Origin of the sequence: Sphingopyxis microcysteis (assembly GCF_012274265.1) — a bacterium.
GTDB classification, from domain to species: domain Bacteria; phylum Pseudomonadota; class Alphaproteobacteria; order Sphingomonadales; family Sphingomonadaceae; genus Sphingopyxis; species Sphingopyxis microcysteis.
The window spans coordinates 450,481-472,485 of record NZ_JAANYY010000004.1; the positions used below are offsets into that span (position 1 = coordinate 450,481).

Genomic DNA, 22,005 nt, shown 5'->3' on the forward strand with positions numbered 1-22,005 from the left:
GCCGGGCCATGGATGCTGAAACGCGTTCAGCATGACGAAAACGGTGGAGCGGCGCTCAACTCCGAGGCACGGACGCGTGCCGAAAATTAGCGCTTTCCTACATTATTTCGCTGTGTCAGCCTGCAATTTCGGCCCTTTGGTCCGCCGATATTCGCGGTTCGACTTAAAGCCACAAAGGACACAGTTTTGACGCGCGCATGCGGGGCTTTTGTGGCTTTAGGGGCGAAGCAGCGCCGTCAATCCTCCCTGTCGCGCAGCGATGGGGAGGTGGCAGCGCGAAGCGCTGACGGAGGGGCAATGACGCGCCGTCACGGACCCTCCACCATTCGCTTCGCGAATGGTCCCCCTCCCCATGGCCTTCGGCCCCAGGCAGGATCAGTATCTTGCATTGCCGCCCCATTTGCCTGATTGGGACGCCCGAGAAGGAGACCCGCCATGAAGACCCGCGCCGCCGTTGCGTTCGAAGCGAAAAAGCCGCTCGAAATCGTCGAACTCGATTTGGAAGGCCCGAAGGCGGGCGAGGTGCTGGTCGAGATCATGGCGACGGGCATCTGCCACACCGACGCCTACACGCTCGACGGCTTCGACAGCGAGGGCATCTTCCCGAGCGTCTTGGGGCACGAGGGCGCGGGCGTCGTGCGCGAGGTCGGCGCGGGTGTCACCAGCGTGAAGCCCGGCGACCATGTGATCCCGCTCTACACCCCCGAATGCCGCCAGTGCAAAAGCTGCCTTTCGGGCAAGACCAACCTCTGCACCGCGATCCGCGCCACCCAAGGAAAGGGGCTGATGCCCGACGGCACGACGCGCTTTTCGTACAAGGGCCAGCCGATCTTCCACTATATGGGCTGCTCGACCTTCTCGAACTTCACCGTGCTGCCCGAGATCGCGGTCGCGAAGATCCGCGAAGACGCACCCTTCCAGTCGAGCTGCTATATCGGTTGCGGCGTGACCACCGGCGTCGGCGCGGTGATCAACACCGCGAAGGTGCAGGTTGGCGACAATGTCGTCGTCTTCGGTTTGGGCGGCATTGGCCTCAATGTGATCCAAGGCGCGCGGCTCGCCGGTGCCGACAAGATCATCGGCGTCGATATCAACCCCGACCGCGAGGAATGGGGCCGCAAGTTCGGCATGACCGAATTCCTGAATTCGAAGGGCATGAGCCGCGAGGATGTCGTCGCGGCGATTGTCCAGATGACCGACGGCGGCGCCGATTACACCTTCGACGCGACGGGCAATACCGAGGTGATGCGCATCGCGCTCGAAGCCTGCCACCGCGGCTGGGGCACCTCGATCATCATCGGCGTCGCCGAGGCGGGCAAGGAGATTGCGACGCGCCCGTTCCAGCTGGTCACCGGCCGCAACTGGCGCGGCACCGCCTTCGGCGGCGCCAAGGGTCGCACCGACGTGCCGAAGATCGTCGACATGTATATGACCGGCAAGATCGAGATCGACCCGATGATCACTCATGTGATGGGCTTGGAAGAGATCAACAAGGGCTTCGACCTGATGCATGCGGGTGAGAGCATCCGTTCGGTGGTAGTCTTCTAACCCTTATTTTCCGTTCGCCCCGAGCTTGTCGAAGGGCCGCTCTTGCTTCATGCGGCGGCCAAGGAAAGAACGGTGCTTCGACGGGCTCGGCACGAGCGGTTGTGGGGGTACGCCGAGGGAGGAAGAATTTGACCGGACCCTATGTCCTGACCTTCAGCTGCGTCGACGCGGTGGGCATCGTGGCCGCAGTCACCGGGCTGCTGGCGGAGCGCGACGGCTTCATCCTCGACAGCCAGCAATATGCCGACCTCGATTCGGGGCGCTTTTTCATGCGCGTCGAATTTCGCGGCGCGGGGCCGCGCTTTCCCGAGGGGCTGGCGGGGGTGCAGGCAGCCTTCGCCCCGATCGTCGAGCGTTTTCAGATGGACGCGCGGATCAGCGACAGCGCCGCAAAACCGCGCTTCGTGATCGCGGTGTCGCAGGGCAGCCATTGCCTGAACGACCTGCTCCACCGCTGGTCGACCGGCAATCTCGCGATCGACATTGTCGCCGTGGTGTCAAACCACGAACATCAGCGGCGCCTCAGCGAATGGCATGGCGTGCCGTTCCACCATTTCCCGGTCAGCGACGCCAATCGCGCCGACCAGGAAGCGCGCATCCTCGACCTGATGGCGCGCAGCGGCGCCGAATATCTGGTGCTGGCGCGCTATATGCAGGTGTTGTCGCAGGACTTGTCGGCGGCGCTGGCGGGACGCTGCATCAATATCCACCACAGCTTCCTGCCCGGTTTCAAGGGCGCCAAGCCCTACCACCGCGCGCAGGAACGCGGGGTCAAGCTGATCGGTGCGACCGCGCATTTCGTGACCAGCGATCTCGACGAAGGGCCGATCATCGAACAGGCGGTCGAGCGCGTCGATCACCGCGACAGCGTCGAGGATCTCATCCGCATCGGCCGCGATGTCGAGGCGCAGGTGCTGGCGAAAGCGGTCCGCTGGGTCGCCGAACAGCGCGTGCTGATCGACGGGCGCAAGACCGTGGTGTTTCGCTGACAAGGCTGGCAGAACATCGGTATCGATTCGCAACGAAAAAAGGAGAGAGCGGTGTATAGTCACAATATGGTCGGCACGAACGACGTCGCGAAAGCGAAGGCATTCTACGATGCGACCTTCCAGGCGATCGGCGGCAAGCCGGGGATCGAGGACGACAAGGGCCGCCTGATCTATATGCACAATGGCGGATTGTTCCTGGTCACCCCGCCGATCAACGGCGAGCCGGCGACGGCGGGCAATGGCTGCACCATCGGTTTCGCGATGGAGGACGAGGCGCAGGCGAAGGCATGGCACGACGCTGGGGTCGCCGCGGGCGGCACCAGCATCGAAGACCCGCCGGGTGTGCGCGAAGGCGGCTTTGGCAAGCTGTACCTTGCTTATCTGCGCGATCCCGATGGCAACAAGCTGTGCGCGCTGAAGCGTCTGTAAGCCGCAGCTGAAAGATTGACGATGCGCGGCGAAGCGGGATTGCTGGCGGACCTCGGCACGCTCGCCATCCCTTTCGCCGCGCACGAACATGATGCGGTGTTCACGGTTGCGGAAAGCGATGCGGTGAACGCCGATATTCCCGGCGCGCATACCAAAAACCTGTTCCTGAAAGACAATGGCGGCGCCTTTTGGCTCGTCACCATGCCGTCGGAGGCGCGGGTAGACCTGAAGGCGCTGCCCGCCGCGATCGGCAGCAAGCGGGTGAGCTTCGGCAAGGCCGACGACATGGACCGGCTGCTCGGCATCGCGCCGGGATCGGTCACCCCGCTCGCCGCGATCAACGCGGCGCCGGGCAGCATCACCGTCGTGCTCGACCGGGGGCTTGCTGTCGCCGACCGGGTGAATGTCCATCCGCTGCGCAATACCGCGACGCTGGGGCTGGCCGGGGCAACGATCGTCGACCTCCTGCGTCATTGGGGGCATCAGCCCCTTGTCGCCGCCATCCCTGTTCAGGATCCCGTATGACCATCGAAACCCTTTCTACCGTTCGCAGCCACGGCGGGACGCAGGGCGTGTACAAGCATGCGAGCACGACGACCGGCACGGACATGGTCTTTGCGGTATTCGTCCCCGACCATGAACCCGGCGCCAAGCTGCCGGTGCTCTGGTATCTGTCGGGGCTGACCTGCACCCACGCCAATGTGATGGAGAAGGGCGAATATCGCGCCGCCTGCGCCGAGCATGGGGTGATCTTTATCGCGCCCGATACATCGCCGCGGGGTGAGGAGGTTCCTGACGATCCCGACGGCGCGTGGGATTTCGGGCTGGGCGCTGGGTTCTACGTCGATGCGACCGAGGAACCATGGGCGAAACATTACCGGATGCGATCCTATGTCGAGGACGAGCTGCCCTCGCTGATCCTGCGCAATTTCCCGAGCGCCGACCTGACGCGGCAGGGCATCACCGGCCACTCGATGGGCGGCCATGGCGCGCTGACCATCGGGCTGCGCGGTCAGGACCGCTTCCGCTCGGTCTCGGCCTTTTCGCCGATCGTCGCGCCGCTGCAATGCCCATGGGGTGAGAAGGCGCTCGGCCATTATCTGGGGCAGGAGCGCGAGGATTGGCACGCCTATGACGCGTGCGCGCTACTCGACCAGGGGCTGCGTGTCCCCGACCTGCTCGTCGATCAGGGCGAGGCCGACAATTTCCTGGCCGAACAGCTGAGGACCGAATTGCTGGTCGCGGCGTGCGAGCGGAACGGGCAAAAGGCCGAGATCCGGATGCAGCCGGGGTATGACCACAGCTATTTTTTCATCTCGACCTTCATGGCCGAGCATGTTGCGTGGCATGCGGCGCGGTTGAAGGCGTAGCATAAGCCCCTCTCCTTCAGGGGAGGGGCAACGAAGACTTGGCAGCTTGCTGCCTAGTCGTAGTGGGGTGGGGGCTAGCGGCCTTGCGCAAGGCCGCTGGCCCCCACCCGCTGCGACTAACGAACAAGTTCGTAAGTCTCGCTGCCCTCCCCTGAAGGGGAGGGCGTTTTAGGATCACGGAATCAGCAGGCTGGATCCCGTCGTCCTACCCGCTTCCAGATCGGCATGCGCCCTTGCCGCATCCTGCAATGAATAGCGCTGCCCCACCGTGACCGCCACCGCGCCGCTTTCGATCATCTCGAACACGCGGGCCGCGCCCGCGGCGCGCTCGCCGGGGAGGTGGTAATAATCGAACAAAGTCGGGCGGGTGACGAACTGCGACCCATGCTGCGCGAGGACGCCAAGGTTGACCCCGGTCACCGGGCCGCCAGCATTGCCATAGCTGACGATCAGCCCGCGCCGTGCGGTGGCCTTCAGCGATACGTCCCATGTCGCCATGCCGATGCCGTCGAAGGTGACGGGAACGCCCTGGCCGTCGGTGATTTCGCGGACGTGCGCGGCGACATCGTCGGTTTTGTAGCGGATGACATGATCGGCGCCCGCCGCGCGGGCGGCATGTTCCTTCGCCTCGGTGCTGACGGTGCCGATCACCGTCGCCCCGATCGCCTTCAGCCACTGGACGAGGATCAGCCCGACCCCGCCCGCGGCCGCGTGGACCAGCACGGGCCACCCGGCCTCCACCTTGGCGCAGCGTTCGACGAGCATTTCGACGGTGCAGGCCTTCAGCAGCGCAGCAGCGGCGGTTTCGTCGTCGATGGCGGGCGGCAGCTTGAACAGGGATGCCGCGCCGACCAGTCGCGCGCTGGCGTAAGCGGTGCGTTCGGGACCAAAGGTCGCGGCGCGGTCACCCGGCTGAAACCCGTGGACGCCCTCGCCGACGGCGATCACCTCGCCTGCCGATTCAAGTCCCAGCCCGCCCGGTACCGGCACGGGATAAGTGCCGTCGCGGTGATAGATGTCGATGTAATTCAGCCCGATCGCCGTCTGGCGCAGCAGCACCTGGCCGGGGCCGGGTTTGTCCAGCGTCACTTCGCGCCAGTCGATGACCTCCGGTCCGCCCTGGCTTTCGATAAACGCTTCGATGGCTTGCATGGCGCGCGCTCCTGCTGTCCCGTCCATCTGGGATGGCTGGGCGGGAGGCGCAAGGGTAAGTGATGATCGACATCGTCATTGCGAGGAGCCGCAGGCGACGCGGCAATCCAGAGCCTGCGTAAACCGCTCTGGATTGCTTCGCTCCGCTCGCAATGACGAGGGGTTATTTCGGACGCCGCGGGCTGCGCTGGCCGTAGGGCTTGGGCTTGTAGCGTTCGTTCTTGTCGCGCGGGCCGCGATCGCCGCTCCGGTCGCCGCCGGGCCCGGCGCGCATCGGGCCACGCGGGCCGCGCGGGGCGCCGTCGCGCGGTCCGCCATGGCCGCCCTTGTCGCGGCGCGGCGGATAGGTCGGGCCGTCGGGCGCCGGGGTGATCGCGACGCCGCTGTCATCCTCACCATCGGCATTGGCGCTGCGCTGCACCGCTTCCATGAAGCGGTCGGCAATGCCGCGCGGGATGTTGAACATCGTTTCTTTCGGGCCGATGCGGATCGCGCCGATCTCGTTCTTGCTCACATGCCCGCGGCGACAGAGCAAAGGCAGGATCCAGCGCGGGTCGGCATTCTGGTGGCGCCCGATGTTCAGGCGGAACCAGACGCTATCCTCGAACCCTTCGCGGCGGTCGGCGCTGCCGCGCTCCGGTCGCTCGAAACGCTCGCCGCGCTCGGGACGATCGCGGCCGCGCGGGCCGTTGTCGATCAGATCCTCGGGCGGCGGCATCAGTGCGCGGTGGGCGCGGACGAGCGACGCGGCGATGTCTTCGGCGCTCCGTTCGGCCATCAGGCGCTGCGCCAGTTCGACATCTTCGGGTTCATGCTCGACGGGGGCGAGCAATTTTTCGATCAGCCGTTCCTGATCCTTTTGGCGCACGTCGGCGGCGGTTGGCGCGTCCATCCAATCGGCCTCGATCTTCGCCCCGCGCAGCATGCCGTCGACGCGGCGGCGGCGCGGATAGGGGACGATGAGGACCGCGGTGCCCTTTTTGCCCGCGCGGCCGGTGCGGCCCGAACGGTGCTGGAGCGCTTCGGCATCGCGGGGGATTTCGACGTGGATGACCAGGCTCAGCGTCGGCAGGTCGATGCCGCGTGCGGCGACGTCGGTTGCGACACAGACCTTGGCGCGGCGATCGCGGAGCGCCTGCAACGCCGCGTTGCGCTCGTTCTGGCTATGCTCGCCCGACAGCGCGACCGCCGCGAAACCGCGCTCGACCAGGCTGGCGTGCAGGCGGCGGACATTGTCGCGTGTCGCGCAGAACAGCATCGCGGTCTCGGCGTCGTGCAGGCGCAGCAGGTTGATCACCGCGCCCTCGATGTCGGCGGGTGCGACGGTCACGACCTGATAGCTGATGTCGCCATGGCCGCGGTCTTCGCCGACGGTCGAAATGCGCAGCGCATCGCGCTGGTACCGCTTGGCAAGCTGGACGATCGGTTTGGGCAGCGTCGCCGAAAACAGCAGGGTCCGGCGCGTTTCAGGGGTGGCGTCGAGGATTTCTTCCAAATCGTCGCGAAAGCCCATGTCGAGCATCTCATCGGCTTCGTCGAGCACCGCGACACGGAGAGCGGTCAAGTCGAGCGCACCGCGCTCCAGATGGTCGCGCAGGCGCCCGGGGGTGCCGACGACGATCTGCACACCTTGGCCCAGCGCGCGGCGTTCCTTGCTGGCGTCCATGCCGCCGACGCAGGTCGCGATGCGCGCGCCGGCCTTGCCGTAAAGCCAGCCGAGCTCGCGGCTGACTTGCATAGCGAGTTCGCGCGTCGGCGCGATGATCAGCGCGAGCGGCGAGGTTGCGAAGGGCAGGCGCCCGTCCTCGATCAGTTCGTCGGCCATGGCGAGGCCAAAGGCGACGGTCTTGCCCGACCCGGTCTGCGCCGAAACCAGCAGATCGCGGCCCTTGGCCTCATCCTCGGTCACATGCGTCTGGACGGGGGTCAGCGCTTCATAGCCGCGCGCGGTAAGGGCGTCCGAAAGGACGGGCGAAAGATTTTCGAAAGGCATTTATATCTCAATAATATGGGCGGTCACCGGTGCGGTGACGGGCCGACGGAAAAGGGGCTCAATGGGCTCAAATCACCTGTCCGGCAGCGTGTCCGCTTGCCCAGGCCCATTGAAAATTATAGCCGCCTAACCACCCTGTGACATCTACGGCCTCGCCGACCGCATAGAGGTTTGGAACGGTTTTGGCCACCATTGTTTGCGATGACAGGCCCACGGTCGAGATTCCGCCGACCGTAACCTCGGCTTTGGCAAAGCCCTCGGTGCCGTTTGGATGGAAAACCCAGCGTTTGAGGCGTGCTTCGGCGTCGGCGAGCTTGCGGTCGGTCTGGGCGCCGAGCTCACCGGGCAGCGCAAGGCGTTCGGCAAGCGTTTCGGCGAGACGGTCGGGGAGCAGCGCGCCGAGCGTGGCGCGAAGCGTTGCCTGCGGACGGGTGCGCTTGGCCTCGAGTAGCCAGCCGGGCGGCGCATCGGGCAACAGATTGATGGTCACGGGCTCGCCGTGGCGCCAATAGCTGCTGACCTGCAGGATCGCGGGTCCCGACAGCCCGCGATGGGTGAACAGCGCCGCTTCGCGGAACGCCGCCTTGCCCGCGCGCGCTTCGACCGGCGCGGCGATTCCGGACAATTCGCGGAACAGCACATCGTCACCGCCAAGCGTGAGCGGAACGAGCGCCGGGCGCGGTTCGACGACCTTGAGGCCGAACTGGCGGGCGAGGTCGTAGGCAAAGCCCGTCGCGCCCATTTTGGGGATCGACGGACCGCCGGTGGCGATGACCAGTGCCGTTGCGGAAAAGCTCGCTTCTCCAAATTGCACCCGGAATCGGCCATCGGCGTGGTCGACCGCGCGAACGGGCTGCCCGGTGCGGATTTCAACCCCCGCCGCAGCGGCTTCGGCCAGCAGCATCGCGACGATCGCTTTCGCCGATCCGTCGCAGAACAGCTGGCCCAGCGTCTTTTCATGATAGGCGATGCCATGGCGCTCGACGAGCGCGATGAAATCGGCGGGCGTGTAACGCGCGAGCGCCGATTTGGCGAAATGCGGGTTCGCCGACAGAAAACGGTCAGGCGCGGTGTTCACATTGGTGAAGTTGCAGCGCCCGCCGCCCGAGATCAGGATCTTCTTGCCCACCTGATCGGCATGGTCGAGCAGCAGCACGCGCTTGCCGCGCTGTCCCGCGACCGCTGCGCACATCAGCCCGGCCGCGCCGGCGCCCAGCACGATGGCGTCGTAAGGGGATGTGGTCATGCCAGTTGAATCGTCATCCCGGCGAAGGCCGGGATCTCGCCGGTGCGTTGACAAGCGAGGTCGAGATCCCGGCCTTCGCCGGGATGACAGGCAAGAGAAGAAGGCTGATCGGTCATGCTCAGTGCAGCTTGGCGATCGACAGGCCGTCGGCCTTGGCGCGGGTCTTCACCGATTCCTCGCTGCGGGTCAGCGCCTTGGCGATGGCTTTCAGCGCCATGCCCTTTTTCGCCAGCATGTGCAGCTTGTCGATCTCGGCCGCGGTCCACGGCTGTTTGTGGCGTTCGAACTTGTCCTTCATGCCATGACCTCCGGGTCGGGTTCGACGGCGATGATCGCGATCGCGTCGTCGCGATCCTGATATTCGACGCTCTCGCCCACCTCGGCGCCCATCAAGGCGCGCGCGAGCGGGGCGGAAAAGGCGATGTGGCCGCGCGCCGGGTCGGCCTCGTCGCCGCCGACAATGGTGATCGTCTTTTCGGTTCCGTTCAACCGATAGGCCACGCGGCTGCCGATCCCGACGCTGCCATCGGCGGGCGGCGTCTGCACCTCGGCAGTCGATTGGCGGGTGAGGAAATAGCGGAGGCGCCGCTGCAATTTCTTGCGCGCTTCCTCGTCGGCCGTCCCGGCGATGTCGGCTTCGATCCGCGCGACCTCTTCGCCGAGCAGGCGCAATCCGCGCGGGGTCACCAGATTCGGGCCGACCGCAATGGGCAGCTCATACTCGGGTTCCTTATGTTCGTCGTCGCTCTCGCGGCGAAACGCTACGCTCATGCTCTGCTGTCCGGTCGAAATCGTAAAAGCAGCCCTTGGGCGCCGAAGGTGGCGACAAAATGGCGCAGCCCACCGCGCCGGGCGTAACCTTCGGCGGGCGCCGCGCGAAACTCCTGTCGATGCCATCCCCCGCATCACCCATTTCCCAAGGGAGTATTCATGATGACGAATAGTTTGAAACTGTCGCTCGCCGCCTCGGCCGTCCTTGCCATGGCGGCTGGCACGCTCGCGACCCCAGCCGTTGCCGCCGATGGCCCCAAGGAAAAATGCTATGGCGTGGCATTGAAGGGCAAGAATGACTGCGCCGCGGGTCCGGGCACCAGCTGTGCTGGCACCTCGACCGTCGATTACCAGGGCAATGCCTGGAAATATGTCGCCAAGGGCAGCTGCGAAAAGATGGGCGGCACGCTGGCGGCGCACAAGGGCAACGCCAAGCCGGTCGCTAAGAAGAGCTGAGGCAAGTGCCCCCCCGCCCGCTCCGCGACTTGCCGCAGCGCGCCGGTTTCGGGCTGAAGCCCGAACATTATGGCGATGTGCTGGCGGCGGCGGAGCGGGGTGCCCCGCCCGCCTGGGCCGAAGTCCACCCCCAAAACTACTTCGGCGCAGGCGGGCCTCCGCATCGTTGGCTGACCGCGATCGCGGACCATGTTCCGCTCAGCTTTCATTCGGTCGGGCTCTCACTGGGGTCGGCGGGGGGCGTCGATCGCGATGAACTCGCCTCGCTCGCCGCGCTGTGCGAGCAATATGAACCGGCAATGGTTTCGGATCACCTCAGCTGGAGCAACGGACCCGACGACAAATTCCCCGATCTGCTGCCCATTCCCTACAGCCACGCGGCGCTCGCGCATTTCGTCGGCGAAGTCGGACGGGTGCAGGACCGGTTGCGGCGATCGATGCTGATCGAAAATCCGTCGCGCTACCTTGCCTATGCCGCCGACGATTGGGGCGAGGTCGATTTCCTTCACGAACTGTGCCGCCGCAGCGGTTGCGGGCTGCTGCTCGACGTCAACAATGTCGAGGTATCGGCATTTAATCTCGGCCTAGACCCGGCGCCCTGGCTCGACGCCTTTGATCCGCGATTGGTCGGCGAGGTGCATGTCGCGGGGCACAGCCGCAAGGACGATGGCGTCGGCGGGACGATCGCGATCGACGATCATGGATCGGCGGTCCGGCAAAGCTGCTGGGATTTGCTCAGCGCCTTCCTGCGCCGCGCGGGCCCAAGACCGGTGTTGGTCGAATGGGACAGCGATGTTCCCGATTATGCGACGCTGAGCGCCGAAGTGGCCCGGGCCGATGCGCTGCTCGCGTCGGAGCCGGTCGATGCGTGACGCGCAGGCGGCGATCGCCGCGACGTTGCTCGGCGGACCCGATCATCTGCCGCACGGACTGTTCGCGGGCGGTAGCGCCGCGGTGCTGCGCGGGCTGAGCGTGCATGCCAACACCATATCGCATGCGCGGCTGGTTGCGCTGGAGGACAGTTTTCCGCGTACCCGCGACCATCTGGGCGCCGCCGAGTTCAACCGCGTTTCGCGCGCCTTTGTCGATAGCGGCGGTGCGCAGGGCCGCGCGCTCGCGCTGATCGGTGCGGCGTTTCCCGATTGGCTCGCCGATCCGCTCGCCGCCGATCTGGCGCGCGCCGAATGGGCGTGGCTCGAAAGTTATCACGCCGCCGACGCACCGGCGCTGGCGCTTGCCGACCTCGCCGGGCTGGACGAAGCGGCGCTGCTCGGCCTCGTCGTGCGGCGCCACCCGGCGGTGCGCGTCGTTGCGCTCGCGCATCCGTCCGCGCCGCTGCTCGATCCTTGCCTGCCGCGCGGCGCCCGCGCGCTGCTGATCGCGCGGCCCGATGCCGCGGTGCGGGTCCTTGCGATCGATGCGGCCGATGCTGCCGCGGTCGATCTGGCGCACGAAATTGTCCCGCTCGGTAACCTCATCGTGCATCTTGCCGAAACCCATCCCGATGGCGGCGCTGCCGTCGCGGCGCTGATCGGCGCTGGTGCTTTCGAAAGGCTTGCGGAATGAACCGGGTGGTTGGACTTTACGATCGCAGCGTTGCGCTGATCGAGGGGCGGGTGCCCGAAGCGTTCGCATTGCTGTTGCTGCGGATCGCACTCGCTGGGGTGTTCTGGCGATCGGGGCAGACCAAGACGGTCGAGGGCGCGTTTCTGACGATCGATCCGGTGCAATATGACCTGTTCGCGTCGGAATTTTCGGGCCTGCCGCTCGATCCCGTTATCGCGGTCCCCCTGACCACCTATGCCGAGCATATTTTCCCGGCGCTGCTGCTGCTGGGGTTGGCGACGCGATTGTCGGCGGGCGCGCTGCTGGTGATGACGCTGGTGATCCAGCTGTTCGTCTTTCCCGATGCCTGGTGGCCGGTGCATTCGCTGTGGGCGGCAATGGCGGCGATCCTGATCGTGCGCGGCGGCGGGCTGTTTTCGCTCGATGCCCTAGTTGCTAGACTGCGGCGCAGATGAGCATCGACGAACCCTCGCTGGCGCGCCTGATGACGGCATCGCAGCGCGGCGACCGCGCCGCTTACCGCGCGCTGCTGGGCGATTCAGGCAAATGGCTGGCACGCTATTTCGCGCGGCGGATCGCGCCGCACCAGGTCGACGATCTGGTGCAGGAGACTTTGGTATCGATGCATCGCAAGCTGGCGACCTGGGACAATAGCCGGCCGTTCCTGCCCTGGCTGGCGGCGATCGCGCGCTATCGCTGGATCGACCTTTTGCGCCGCCAGCGCGACGAGGTCGAGCTGGGCGAGGGCGACGCGGCGGTCGGGGCCGAGGACGAGGTCGTCCACGCGCGCCTCAGCCTCGACCGCATGCTCACGCTGCTGCCCCCGGGGCAGGCACAGGCGATCACGCTGGTCAAGATCGAGGGTGCCTCGATCGCCGAAGCGTCGCGGATTTGCGGGCAGAGCGAGGCGCTGGTGAAGGTGAATATTCATCGCGGGCTGAAAAAGCTCGCGCAATTGATTGAAAGCGAATGAGATGAGCGACGCCGCGATCGACGACCTGATCGACAATCTTGCCGACGAGCTGGAGCCGGTGCGCCCGCGCCGGGTCGCGCGCGGATCGCTGTGGGTTGCCGCGGGCTGGGCTGCGGGCGCCGCAATCTTGTTCGGGCTGGGCGGGATGCGGCACGATCTGGCCGAAGGCGTCATGATGCCCCCGCTGCCGCTGCTCGCCTTCTGGTTGATCGTGGCGTTGGGTTTCGCCGCGGCGTGGAGCGCGCTGCGGATGGGATTGCCGGGGGTCGGGCGCGATTACAGCGGCTGGCGCTGGGCTGGGCTGGCGGCGCTCGCTTTGCCTTTGTCGGCGCTGGTGATGGCGATGGACGATAGCCATGCGGCGCTGGAAGCGGCGCATCCCGAAAATGGCCTGCATTGCCTGATGCAGGGGGTGCTCGCGGGGCTTGGCGTCGGCGCGGCGCTGTTTGGCTGGCTGAAGCACGGCGCGCCGACGTCGCCGGAACGCGCCGGCTGGGTGGTCGGTATCGCGGCGGGCGCTGCGGGGGCGACGATCGTCGCGCTGCATTGCGCATCGAACGACATGATTCATATCGCGCTGTGGCACGGGCTCGCGGTGCTGTTGTCGGGCATTGCGGGGCGCGTGCTGCTGGCGCCGCTGCTGCGCTGGTAGGATCGCTGGACAGCATATCTTCTGTGTGTTATACGTGTAATACACAAAGGAGATTTGCGATGCGTAACTGGACGATGGCGGCGCTGCCGCTGGCCTTGGCGATGACCGTCACCGCGTGCAGCGGCGCCGACCGCAAGGACGGCGCTTCGGCAGGCAAGGGCGACGCGGCGCAGCCCGCCGATGCAGGCCCGACCACCACCCAAACCTATGCGCTGACCGGATTTACCGAGGTCAAGGTCGCCGGTCCCGACGACGTGACCATTCGCCGCGGCGATGCCTTTTCGATCAGCGCCAAGGGGCCGCAGGCGGTGCTCGACCGGCTCGAGATCGAGGTCGACGGCCCGACGCTGTCGATCGGACGCAAGCGCGAAGGCTTCAGCTTTTCGAGCCGCGAGGACAATGATGTCGAAATCACGATCACCATGCCGCGTCTGACCGGCGCGCGGCTGACCGGGTCGGGGTCGATCGATGCCGACAGCATGGACGGCGATGCGGTCGAGGCGGTGGTCACCGGTTCGGGCGACCTCAAGGTCGCGAAGCTGACCGCCAAGCGTGTCGACATCAGCGTATCGGGATCGGGCGACATCGAAATCGGCGGCGGCACCGTTGATGCCGGCGAATATGGTATCACCGGATCGGGTGACATCGACGCCGACGGCCTTGTCGCGCGGACGCTGGAGGTGTCGGTTACCGGATCGGGTAATGTCGAGGCGCAGGCGTCGGGCACCGCCGATGTCAGCATCCTGGGATCGGGCGACGTGACGCTGGGCGGCGGCGCAAAATGTTCGTCGCGCGAAGTCGGATCGGGGACCGTTACCTGCAAATGATGCGGTGCTGGTACCGCCTGCCCGGACCGGGTAAGGCGGTGCCATGACCCTTGCGCTTCGAAACGCCGCACTGGCGGCCTCCGTCCTTTTGGCCATCGCCCCCGCGACGGCAGCCGAAAAACGCTTTGGCCTCACCAGCTTCGAGGCGATTGAGGTCAACGCCGATTATGTGATCGAGGTGACGACACGCGCTCCCGTCGGCGCCGTCGCGACCGGGCCGCAGGATGCGCTCGACCGGCTGAGCCTCGAGGCGCGCGACGGACGGCTGGTGATCGGGACACGCCAGTTCGCGGGCGACGAAAAACGCCGCGCGCCGCGCGGTGCGGTGACGATCCGGATCAATGTTGCGGGGCTGCGATCGGCGACGATGGGCGGGGCGGGATCGCTCAGCATCGACCGGATGAAGGGCAATCGCGTGTCGATCGCGCTGCGCGGGCCCGGGACGGTTTCGGTCGGCGCGATCGCCACCGACCGGCTTTCGGTCGCGATGATCGGCAACGGCACGATCACGCTGGGCGGAACCGCAAAACAGGCGCAAATGACCGTGTCGGGCGCGGGGCTGTTCGACGCGGGCGCACTGGCAGTCGACATGCTGACCTTCGACGGCGAAGGCGCGGGCGAGAACCGACTGCTTGCGGTAAAGACCGCGGGAGTGACGGCGCGGGGGGTCGGCAAGACGGTGGTGCTGGGCAAGCCCGTGTGCACGGTGCGCAATGTCGGCGGCGGGTCGGTGCAGTGCGGGGCGGCGAAGTAATAGTATAGCGTGTAAAGCGGGAATGTCGGGTATCGACCAATTGCAGACATTGCGGTCAATTGCGATCGTAGATACCCTCGCAATATGACGGATAACCACTCATTCATGCCTTCTTCGCTCGCCAACCCGGAAAAGCGAAAAGAGCTCATTCTGTATCTCGAAGAGCTAGCGGCGGATGATCCGGAAGAACTTTGGCGCAATGAGCGCAAACAAGGGCTGGTGTCAGATATCGATCAGATTTTTCATTTCTTCTTTGACGACAACGATTTTGATGAAGGCGCGATCGGCGAAAGTCTTTTGGACTCGAAAGAAGCCAAAGCCATCGACGAGGTGAAGGCCCTGTTGACCACGATGCTTGTAGACCTACCCAACGGCGATGACGCAGCATTCGTCAGCCATCACTTATGGCGACGGCTACGGACTAGGGCGCAAGCGGCACACTCTGCTTTTGAAGCGCGGAGCTAAACGTCCGCTCCCCACCCCAAAGCTGACCTTCGGCGGCAGGCCGCTTACTGCCCGGCTGTCCCCAACCCGTCGATCTTCTTCGACTGGCGGATGATCAGTCCGGGGAACCAGCGCGCGAGGCGCGCCAGCCGCCTGGCCATCTTGCCGACGGTCACATGGACCTTGTCGCCGTGGACCGCCGCCCACGCCGCTTCGGCGACACGCTCGACCGGGACGATCTCGAATCCGCTCTGCGACAGGCGGTCGCGCGCGGGTTCGTTGCTGTCGGCGCTGACCTGGTCGAGCAGGGGGGTGTCGATGAAGCCTGGCATCAGTGAGCGGACCTTGATGCCATATTTCGCAAATTCGATTTCCAGCGCCTCGGTCAGCCCGCGCACCGCGAATTTGGTCGCCGAATAGACGGCCAGCCCGGCGACCCCGTAAAATCCCGATGCCGACCCGGTGTTGAGGATCGCCGATCCCGGTGTGGCGCGCAGTAGCGGGAGCGCCATATAGATGCCGTTGACGACGCCGCCGAAATTGATCGCGATCAGCCGATCGGCCTCCTCGGGCGGCATGTCGGCAAACTGACCGCCGGTACCGATCCCGGCATTGTTGAACAGGACGTCGAGCCGGCCGCCGCTGGCGGCGGCAAATTCATCGAGCGCCGCCTTCCACTGATCACGGTCGCGCACGTCCATGACATGGCGCGAGGATGCGCCATCGGGGAGAAGCGCGGCGGTTTCGTCGATCCCGGCGCGGTTGACGTCGGCGATGCCGACGAACCAGCCCTGCGCCGCGAAATGGCGCGCGACCGCGCGCCCGATGCCCGAACCGCCACCGGTAATGAAAATCGCCTTTCGAGCCATCCCGCCCCTCCTTACATTCTTGTCAGTCCGACAAGATGCCAAGTTGACGTGCCGGTCAAGCGACAATGACGGCTTGGCAAGCGGGCGGGCGGCTGGCTAAGAGGGCGGCGATGACCCGCGGCCTCCGCCTGATCCTCCTGTTCCTGTTGCTGTTTTGCGCCGGACTGACCGCTCCGGCGCGTGCCGAGGTGGTCGTGAGCTTTTACAGCCATGATTTCGGCGACCGCTTTCCGCACGCCTTCATCGTCATGAAGGGCAAATTGGATGCGACGGGCGAGGCGATCGACGCCAATTACGGCTTTACCGCGACAACGGTCAGTCCGGCGATCCTGTTCGGATCGGTCAAGGGCAAGGTGGAATCGTCGGAGCCCGATTATATCGCCAAGAGCGATCGCCAGTTCGATGTCGTCATCGACGATGCAACCTATGCGCGGCTGATCGCGAAAGTCGTCGAATGGCGCGACCGCGAGCAGCCGAGTTACAGCCTGAACAAGCGCAACTGCGTGCATTTCGTGATGGAATTGGCCGAGTCGGTCGGGCTCAAGGTCAATCGCAAGAGCAAGCTGTTCAAGAAACCGAAGAGTTTTCTGATCGAGGTGAAGGGGTTGAATCCGGCGCTGGGGTGACGACGCGTTGCGACCGGAGCTGCCGGTCAATCCAGTCCCCGTTCGTATCGAGCGAAGTCGAGATACGCGTGGCTTGGCGTGAGTCTTCGGCGTGTCTCGACTTCGCTCGACACGAACGGAGGTTGGAGACGGTCGGGAATCCACCCAAAACAGACGCCTTCAAACAAGCCTTTCCTATTATTCTCCGCCGTGCAAGCCTTGCTTCCGGCGCCTTCATGCGCCCCGCCCACGGGTTTTGCGGGCTGGCTTGCCGGCGCGGTTGCGCCCCATTGTTGCGGACCCGCCAGATCATCATGGGTCCAAATTGGGGACGCCATTGGGCTGACCTTTACTGACCTTTGGAATATTTGCGGCTGACGGAATACACCCCATGCCGACGATTTACTCCCCCTAGACGCCGCGCCGCTTTCACCCTATGTTCAGGGAACGGGGCGCAATATGTTACGCTCCGATGCATAACAGGGGCGATTCTTGCGGTTATTGCTGACCCTTTTGGCATTGCTGACCGGTCTGGCGACTGCCGACCGGGCGGTTGCCGCGCCTGCCGTTCCGGCGGCGATGGGGGCGCTGGTCTTGCTCGCCGAAACCGCGGGCCAGGCCGAGGTCAGCGATAGCGAACGTCGTCCTTCTGCGACAACGCCGACCCGGCGATCGAGTGGCGGCGGTACGGGCCGCAAGCCGCGTAAGGCGCCGCCTCCGCATCTTCCCGGTCTCCTCACCGGCAGCGACCGCGCGCTCGAATAGAGTGCCGGTTTAGCGTCCTGTTCTTGCAGGCGCCGCCCCGTGATGGGGCTTTGCATATTCTTGCGGCCTCTGGGCCGCCCATTCATTCATATTCCAAGGAATCCTAGATGTTTTCTGGCCTCGCCAAGAGCCTGTTCGGCTCGTCCAACGACCGTTATGTGAGCTCGATCCGCAAGATCGTCGACAAGATCAACGCTTTCGAACCCGCGATGCAGGCGCTCGACGACGCGGGATTGCAGGCGCAGACGCAGAAGTTCCGTGACCGGCTCGCGGCGGGCGAGACGCTCGACGATATCCTGCCCGAAGCCTTTGCGACGGTGCGTGAGGCAGCGGTGCGCACTTTGGGCATGCGCCATTTCGACGTCCAGATGATCGGCGGCGTCGTCCTGCACCGCGGTGAAATTGCTGAGATGGCGACGGGCGAGGGCAAGACGCTGATGGCGACGCTGCCTTGTTATCTCAACGCCTTGGAAAGCAAGGGCGTCCACGTCGTCACGGTCAACGACTATCTGGCGCGCCGCGACGCCGAATGGATGGGGACCGTTTATGGTTTCCTGGGCCTGACGACCGGGATCATTGTCCCCAACCTCAACGAAATGCAGCGCCGCGACGCTTATAACAGCGACATCACCTATGCGACGAACAACGAGCTGGGGTTCGATTATCTGCGCGACAATATGAAATTCGACCGCGAGCAGATGGTCCACCGGCCGTTCAATTTCGGCATCGTCGACGAAGTCGATTCGATCCTGATCGACGAAGCGCGGACCCCGCTGATCATCTCCGGCCCGACCGACGACAAGTCTGAGCTATATATCCGCGTCAACGAGATCGTCCTGCAGCTTACCGACGAAGATTATGAGAAGGACGAAAAGTCCAAATCGATTAGCCTGACCGAAGAAGGCACCGAACATGTCGAACGGCTGCTCGAAGCCGCGGGGCTGCTCCAGGGCAGCAACCTTTATGACATCGAGAATACCCAGGTCGTCCACCACGTCAATCAGGCGCTGAAGGCGATCCAGATGTTCCGCATCGACACCGACTATATCGTCAAGGACGGCAAGGTCGTCATCATCGACGAATTTACCGGGCGCATGATGGACGGCCGCCGCTGGTCAGACGGTCTGCACCAGGCGGTCGAGGCCAAGGAAGGCGTGCAGATCGAGCCGGAGAACCAGACCCTCGCGTCGATCACCTTCCAGAATTATTTCCGCATGTATCCCAAGCTTTCGGGCATGACCGGGACGGCCGCGACCGAGGCACCCGAATTTTTCGACATCTACAAGATGAATGTCGTCACCATTCCGACCAACCGCCCGATTGCGCGGATCGACGACGAGGATGAGTTTTACAAGAATATCACCGACAAGTTCGGCGCGATCGCCAAGACGATCCGCGAGGCGCAGGAGCGCGGCCAGCCCGTGCTCGTCGGCACCGTGTCGATCGAAAAGTCCGAACTGCTGTCGTCCTTCCTCGAAAAGGAGAATGTCGCGCACAGTGTGCTCAACGCGCGTTTCCATGAAAGCGAGGCGCATATCGTTGCGCAGGCGGGTCGCACCGGTGCGGTGACCATCGCCACCAACATGGCGGGCCGCGGCACCGACATCAAACTCGGCGGCAATGAGGAATTCCGCATCGAGGACGAGCTGAAGGACATGCCTGCCGGTCCCGAGCGCGACGCCGCGGTCGAGCGGATCAAGGCCGAGGTCGCCGCCGAGCGCGAGGCGGTGAAGGCGGCGGGCGGGCTGTTCGTCCTTGCCACCGAACGCCACGAGAGCCGCCGCATCGACAACCAGCTGCGCGGTCGTTCGGGGCGTCAGGGCGATCCCGGCCTGTCGAAATTTTACCTCTGTCTCGACGACGACCTGCTGCGCATCTTTGGCCCCGACACGCTGTTTTCCAAGATGATGAACAAGAATCTGGAGGATGGCGAGGCGATCGGGTCGAAATGGCTGTCGAAAGCGATCGAGACCGCGCAGAAAAAGGTCGAGGCGCGCAACTACGACATCCGCAAGCAGGTCGTCGAATATGACAACGTCATGAACGACCAGCGCAAGGTCATTTACGAACAGCGCGGCGACATCATCGACAGCGAGACCGTCGACGACGTGATGGCGGCAATGCGCGCCGAAACGGTGAACGCGATCGTCGCCGACGCCTGCCCACCGGGCAGCTATCCCGAGCAATGGGACATCGAGACGATGAAGGAGCGCGTCGCCAATATTCTCGATCTCCACCCGCCGATCGACGAGTGGATGCAGGAAGATGCCGTCGATCCCGAGATTTTCGAACAGCGCATCCAGGCGATGGCCGACGCGGTCGCGGCGGAAAAGGCCGCGCAGGTCGATCCGGACACTTGGAAAGGGATCGAGAAATCGGTGCTGCTCCAGACGCTCGACCATCAGTGGAAAGACCATCTGGCGACGCTCGACGCGCTGCGTCAGGCGATCTTCCTGCGCGCCTATGCCCAGAAACAGCCGATCAACGAATATAAGCAGGAGGCGTTCGCACTGTTCGAGCGCATGCTGTCGAACATCCGCGAGGATGTGACGCGCACGGTCGCGCGCATCGACCTGCGCTTCGAAGAGCCCGAGCCGATGCCGCTTCCCGATCTGCCCGATTTCCTGACGACGCATATCGATCCGTTCACGGGTGAGGACAACAGCGCCGACATCGACAGCGGCGGACTGGGCGTGATCGCCAACACGCTGCCCCCGATGCAGATCCCGCGGCCCGACATGCCGGAAGGTGAGAACCCCTATGCGGCGCTGGAAATCAGCCGCAACGCGCCATGTCCGTGCGGTTCGGGGCGCAAATACAAGCATTGCCACGGCGCGATCTGATGGCGGACGTCGGGCGGATCGAGCTGCGGCTGCGGATCCGGCTCGGCGATGCCATTGCGATGGGGCCTGGCAAGGCCGACTTGCTCGACGCGATCGACGCGACCGGCTCTATCTCGGCAGCGGCGCGCCAGCTGGGCATGAGCTATCGCCGCGCGTGGCTGCTCGTCGAGGAGATGAACAGCTGTTTTGCCGCCCCGCTGGTCGAGGCCAGGCCGGGGGCCGGTGCGCAGCTGAGCGTTTCAGCCCGCGCGGTGCTTGCCGCTTACCGGGCCAGCGATGCTGCGGCGCAGGCGGCGGCGACCCGGGCCGCTGGGTCGATCATTGCTGCCCTGCGATCAGGGAGCTCGGACGATCAATAGCCGGACGCACGCGACTTCGGCTTTCGACAAGGCGAGCTCGTAAGCCCCAGCCGACAGATTGAAGCAGACGATCTTGCGAATGCCCGAACAGGCGGGGCCATGGCCGTGCCCGATCGATGACACGGGTGCGGCGTTCGTAATGACATCGATCCAGACTTTTCCATCGGCGGCGATGCCATAGCGACCCGCCTCGGTGATCGCGATCTGCCGCGATGTGCCGCCATTTTCGAGGGCTAGCACCGTCGGGCGGCCGATTTCGGGGATCGCCGCGTGGTTTTCATCGGGCAAGGCCCATCCGGCAAACGGGGTAGCCCGCAGGTCCGCCGGGGCAGTGCAAGTCGCAGCGACCGGCTCTGGCGCGGCGGGTGTCGCTGCAACGATCTGCAGCGCGAGCAAGGTGGCGTGCAGCGGCATGGCGATCATTCTCTCCCTCTGGCCAATCTATATCCTGCTGTATATGGCTTGACGCATCAGGCAAGGGGGATTCATGGGCGGACTGGCAATAGCGTTCGGTTTCACGGCGCTGCTCTATGCGGCGGTCGGGTTCGGTGGGGGGTCGACCTATACCGCGCTGCTGATCCTCGGGGGCGTGGCGGTGGGGCTGGTTCCGGCGATCAGCCTCGCGTGCAACGTCATCGTCGTCAGCGGCGGGACGATCCGGTTCGCGCGGGCCGGGGTGATGCCGTGGGCGAAGGCGCTGCCGCTGATCGCGGTCGCCGCGCCGCTGGCCTTTCTTGGCGGGCTGACCCCGGTGAAGCAGGGTATGCTTGTCACGCTGCTGGGATTGTCGCTGCTCGCGTCGGCGCTGGCGCTGCTGATCCAGCCGCGGACCGCCAAGCCTGTGCTGCTGCGGCCCGCGCTCTTGCTGCCGATCGCCGCGGCGCTCGGCTATCTTGCGGGCGTGGTCGGCATTGGTGGGGGGATTTTTCTGGCGCCGATCCTGCACCTCATCCGCTGGGCCGAGGAACGGTCCGTCGCCGCGACTGCGAGCCTGTTCATCCTCGTCAACAGCCTGTTCGGGCTGACCGGCCAGTTGATCAAGGGTCAGGGCAACGCGATGGTCGGCGCGGTCGCCAGCCACTGGCCGTTGCTCGTCGCGGTGTTGATCGGTGGCGCGATCGGAACCCAGCTTGCGGTCAAGAGCGGACCCGCGGCGCTGATCCGGCGGCTCACCGCCGTGCTTGTCGGCTTTGTCGCCATCCGTCTGTTATTTGGTTTCTAACGCTTTTTTGTGCGCTTGCCTTCCCGTGCGGCGGTGCTAGCATCATTCGCATAAGCTTGGTGGCCACGTAGCCGACAAGCGGCGCAGCAGCTGGAACAGGATGCGCCGTGCAAGCCCAGGACATTGGGCGCGCGGCATGGGTTGGCACGTTGCGTGGAAAGGGCAGGCGCAT

General features: G+C 65.1%; 26 protein-coding genes. 19 read left to right on the forward strand and 7 right to left on the reverse strand.

The window, feature by feature from the left end; translation table 11 throughout:
- The first annotated feature begins 435 nt into the window (after window positions 1-435).
- From G9408_RS13570 to fghA, 5 genes are all read left to right on the forward strand, one after another.
- Window positions 436-1,548 (forward strand): S-(hydroxymethyl)glutathione dehydrogenase/class III alcohol dehydrogenase, encoded by a 1,113-nt coding sequence (locus G9408_RS13570; protein WP_168454509.1) that lies wholly within the window; start codon window positions 436-438, stop codon window positions 1,546-1,548.
- A gap of 128 nt (window positions 1,549-1,676) precedes the next feature.
- Entirely contained in the window at window positions 1,677-2,537 is an 861-nt protein-coding gene (gene purU / locus G9408_RS13575; RefSeq protein ID WP_210423369.1) for a formyltetrahydrofolate deformylase, read from the forward strand.
- A 51-nt stretch (window positions 2,538-2,588) separates the two neighbouring features.
- Complete coding sequence (locus G9408_RS13580) at window positions 2,589-2,966, forward strand: VOC family protein (RefSeq protein WP_120217120.1); 378 nt, start codon at window positions 2,589-2,591, stop codon at window positions 2,964-2,966.
- A gap of 21 nt (window positions 2,967-2,987) precedes the next feature.
- Entirely contained in the window at window positions 2,988-3,491 is a 504-nt protein-coding gene (locus G9408_RS13585) for a prolyl-tRNA synthetase associated domain-containing protein (protein WP_168454511.1), read from the forward strand.
- Entirely contained in the window at window positions 3,488-4,336 is an 849-nt protein-coding gene (gene fghA / locus G9408_RS13590) for an S-formylglutathione hydrolase (RefSeq protein ID WP_168454512.1), read from the forward strand. The genes G9408_RS13585 and fghA overlap by 4 nt, the downstream gene beginning before the upstream one ends.
- A gap of 174 nt (window positions 4,337-4,510) precedes the next feature.
- Here the strand turns inward: fghA and G9408_RS13595 are convergent, their stop codons facing one another.
- The 5 genes from G9408_RS13595 to G9408_RS13615 form a co-directional block, all read right to left on the reverse strand.
- The gene (locus G9408_RS13595; RefSeq protein WP_168454513.1) at window positions 4,511-5,488 is read right to left on the reverse strand and encodes a quinone oxidoreductase family protein; all 978 of its coding nucleotides are present in this window, start codon (window positions 5,486-5,488) and stop codon (window positions 4,511-4,513) included.
- A gap of 163 nt (window positions 5,489-5,651) precedes the next feature.
- Window positions 5,652-7,481 carry a DEAD/DEAH box helicase gene (locus G9408_RS13600; protein WP_168454514.1) on the reverse strand — a complete coding sequence of 610 codons (1,830 nt, stop codon included), beginning with the start codon at window positions 7,479-7,481 and terminating at the stop codon, window positions 5,652-5,654.
- Between the two features lie 67 nt (window positions 7,482-7,548).
- Window positions 7,549-8,727, reverse strand: coding sequence for a BaiN/RdsA family NAD(P)/FAD-dependent oxidoreductase (locus G9408_RS13605; RefSeq protein WP_168454515.1), 1,179 nt, complete (start codon window positions 8,725-8,727; stop codon window positions 7,549-7,551).
- 118 nt (window positions 8,728-8,845) lie between these two features.
- Window positions 8,846-9,025, reverse strand: coding sequence for a hypothetical protein (locus G9408_RS13610; RefSeq protein ID WP_168454516.1), 180 nt, complete (start codon window positions 9,023-9,025; stop codon window positions 8,846-8,848).
- Window positions 9,022-9,498 carry a GreA/GreB family elongation factor gene (locus G9408_RS13615; RefSeq protein ID WP_168454517.1) on the reverse strand — a complete coding sequence of 159 codons (477 nt, stop codon included), beginning with the start codon at window positions 9,496-9,498 and terminating at the stop codon, window positions 9,022-9,024. Before G9408_RS13615 ends, G9408_RS13610 begins: the two co-directional genes overlap by 4 nt.
- Window positions 9,499-9,660: 162 nt before the next feature.
- Here G9408_RS13615 and G9408_RS13620 point away from each other — a divergent pair, with 162 nt between their 5' ends.
- From G9408_RS13620 to G9408_RS13660, 9 genes are all read left to right on the forward strand, one after another.
- Window positions 9,661-9,954 (forward strand): BufA1 family periplasmic bufferin-type metallophore, encoded by a 294-nt coding sequence (locus G9408_RS13620; RefSeq protein ID WP_168454589.1) that lies wholly within the window; start codon window positions 9,661-9,663, stop codon window positions 9,952-9,954.
- Between the two features lie 5 nt (window positions 9,955-9,959).
- The gene (gene bufB / locus G9408_RS13625; RefSeq protein ID WP_168454518.1) at window positions 9,960-10,826 is read left to right on the forward strand and encodes an MNIO family bufferin maturase; all 867 of its coding nucleotides are present in this window, start codon (window positions 9,960-9,962) and stop codon (window positions 10,824-10,826) included.
- Window positions 10,819-11,520: an HvfC/BufC N-terminal domain-containing protein gene (locus tag G9408_RS13630; RefSeq protein WP_168454519.1), complete on the forward strand. Its 702-nt coding sequence runs from the start codon at window positions 10,819-10,821 to the stop codon at window positions 11,518-11,520. Before bufB ends, G9408_RS13630 begins: the two co-directional genes overlap by 8 nt.
- Window positions 11,517-11,975, forward strand: a complete 459-nt coding sequence (locus tag G9408_RS13635; protein WP_168454520.1) for a DoxX family protein — start codon at window positions 11,517-11,519, stop codon at window positions 11,973-11,975. The genes G9408_RS13630 and G9408_RS13635 overlap by 4 nt, the downstream gene beginning before the upstream one ends.
- The gene (locus G9408_RS13640; protein WP_168454521.1) at window positions 11,972-12,493 is read left to right on the forward strand and encodes a sigma-70 family RNA polymerase sigma factor; all 522 of its coding nucleotides are present in this window, start codon (window positions 11,972-11,974) and stop codon (window positions 12,491-12,493) included. Before G9408_RS13635 ends, G9408_RS13640 begins: the two co-directional genes overlap by 4 nt.
- Window position 12,494: 1 nt before the next feature.
- Window positions 12,495-13,145, forward strand: a complete 651-nt coding sequence (locus tag G9408_RS13645) for an NrsF family protein (RefSeq protein ID WP_168454522.1) — start codon at window positions 12,495-12,497, stop codon at window positions 13,143-13,145.
- Between the two features lie 59 nt (window positions 13,146-13,204).
- Window positions 13,205-13,972 (forward strand): head GIN domain-containing protein, encoded by a 768-nt coding sequence (locus G9408_RS13650; RefSeq protein ID WP_168454523.1) that lies wholly within the window; start codon window positions 13,205-13,207, stop codon window positions 13,970-13,972.
- 43 nt (window positions 13,973-14,015) lie between these two features.
- Complete coding sequence (locus G9408_RS13655; protein WP_168454524.1) at window positions 14,016-14,726, forward strand: head GIN domain-containing protein; 711 nt, start codon at window positions 14,016-14,018, stop codon at window positions 14,724-14,726.
- An 84-nt stretch (window positions 14,727-14,810) separates the two neighbouring features.
- A complete protein-coding gene (locus tag G9408_RS13660) occupies window positions 14,811-15,191 on the forward strand; it encodes an SCO4402 family protein (RefSeq protein WP_168454525.1) in 381 nt (126 codons plus the stop codon).
- 44 nt (window positions 15,192-15,235) lie between these two features.
- On the opposite strand, the gene G9408_RS13665 is transcribed toward G9408_RS13660, so the two are convergent.
- Window positions 15,236-16,039 (reverse strand): SDR family oxidoreductase, encoded by an 804-nt coding sequence (locus tag G9408_RS13665; RefSeq protein WP_168454526.1) that lies wholly within the window; start codon window positions 16,037-16,039, stop codon window positions 15,236-15,238.
- 110 nt (window positions 16,040-16,149) lie between these two features.
- Between G9408_RS13665 and G9408_RS13670 the strand changes: the two genes are divergently transcribed.
- From G9408_RS13670 to G9408_RS13685, 4 genes are all read left to right on the forward strand, one after another.
- Window positions 16,150-16,665, forward strand: a complete 516-nt coding sequence (locus tag G9408_RS13670) for a hypothetical protein (protein ID WP_168454527.1) — start codon at window positions 16,150-16,152, stop codon at window positions 16,663-16,665.
- 471 nt (window positions 16,666-17,136) lie between these two features.
- Window positions 17,137-17,409 (forward strand): hypothetical protein, encoded by a 273-nt coding sequence (locus G9408_RS13675; protein ID WP_168454528.1) that lies wholly within the window; start codon window positions 17,137-17,139, stop codon window positions 17,407-17,409.
- Between the two features lie 107 nt (window positions 17,410-17,516).
- On the forward strand, window positions 17,517-20,252 hold the full coding sequence (gene secA / locus G9408_RS13680; RefSeq protein ID WP_168454529.1) for a preprotein translocase subunit SecA: 2,736 nt from the start codon (window positions 17,517-17,519) through the stop codon (window positions 20,250-20,252).
- Window positions 20,252-20,611: a winged helix-turn-helix domain-containing protein gene (locus G9408_RS13685; protein WP_168454530.1), complete on the forward strand. Its 360-nt coding sequence runs from the start codon at window positions 20,252-20,254 to the stop codon at window positions 20,609-20,611. The genes secA and G9408_RS13685 overlap by 1 nt, the downstream gene beginning before the upstream one ends.
- Here G9408_RS13685 and G9408_RS13690 read toward each other — a convergent pair.
- Window positions 20,588-21,034, reverse strand: a complete 447-nt coding sequence (locus tag G9408_RS13690) for a hypothetical protein (RefSeq protein ID WP_168454531.1) — start codon at window positions 21,032-21,034, stop codon at window positions 20,588-20,590. The two genes, G9408_RS13685 and G9408_RS13690, sit on opposite strands and share 24 nt — an antisense overlap.
- 64 nt (window positions 21,035-21,098) lie before the next feature.
- Between G9408_RS13690 and G9408_RS13695 the strand changes: the two genes are divergently transcribed.
- On the forward strand, window positions 21,099-21,833 hold the full coding sequence (locus G9408_RS13695; RefSeq protein WP_168454532.1) for a sulfite exporter TauE/SafE family protein: 735 nt from the start codon (window positions 21,099-21,101) through the stop codon (window positions 21,831-21,833).
- Window positions 21,834-22,005: the final 172 nt, after the last annotated feature.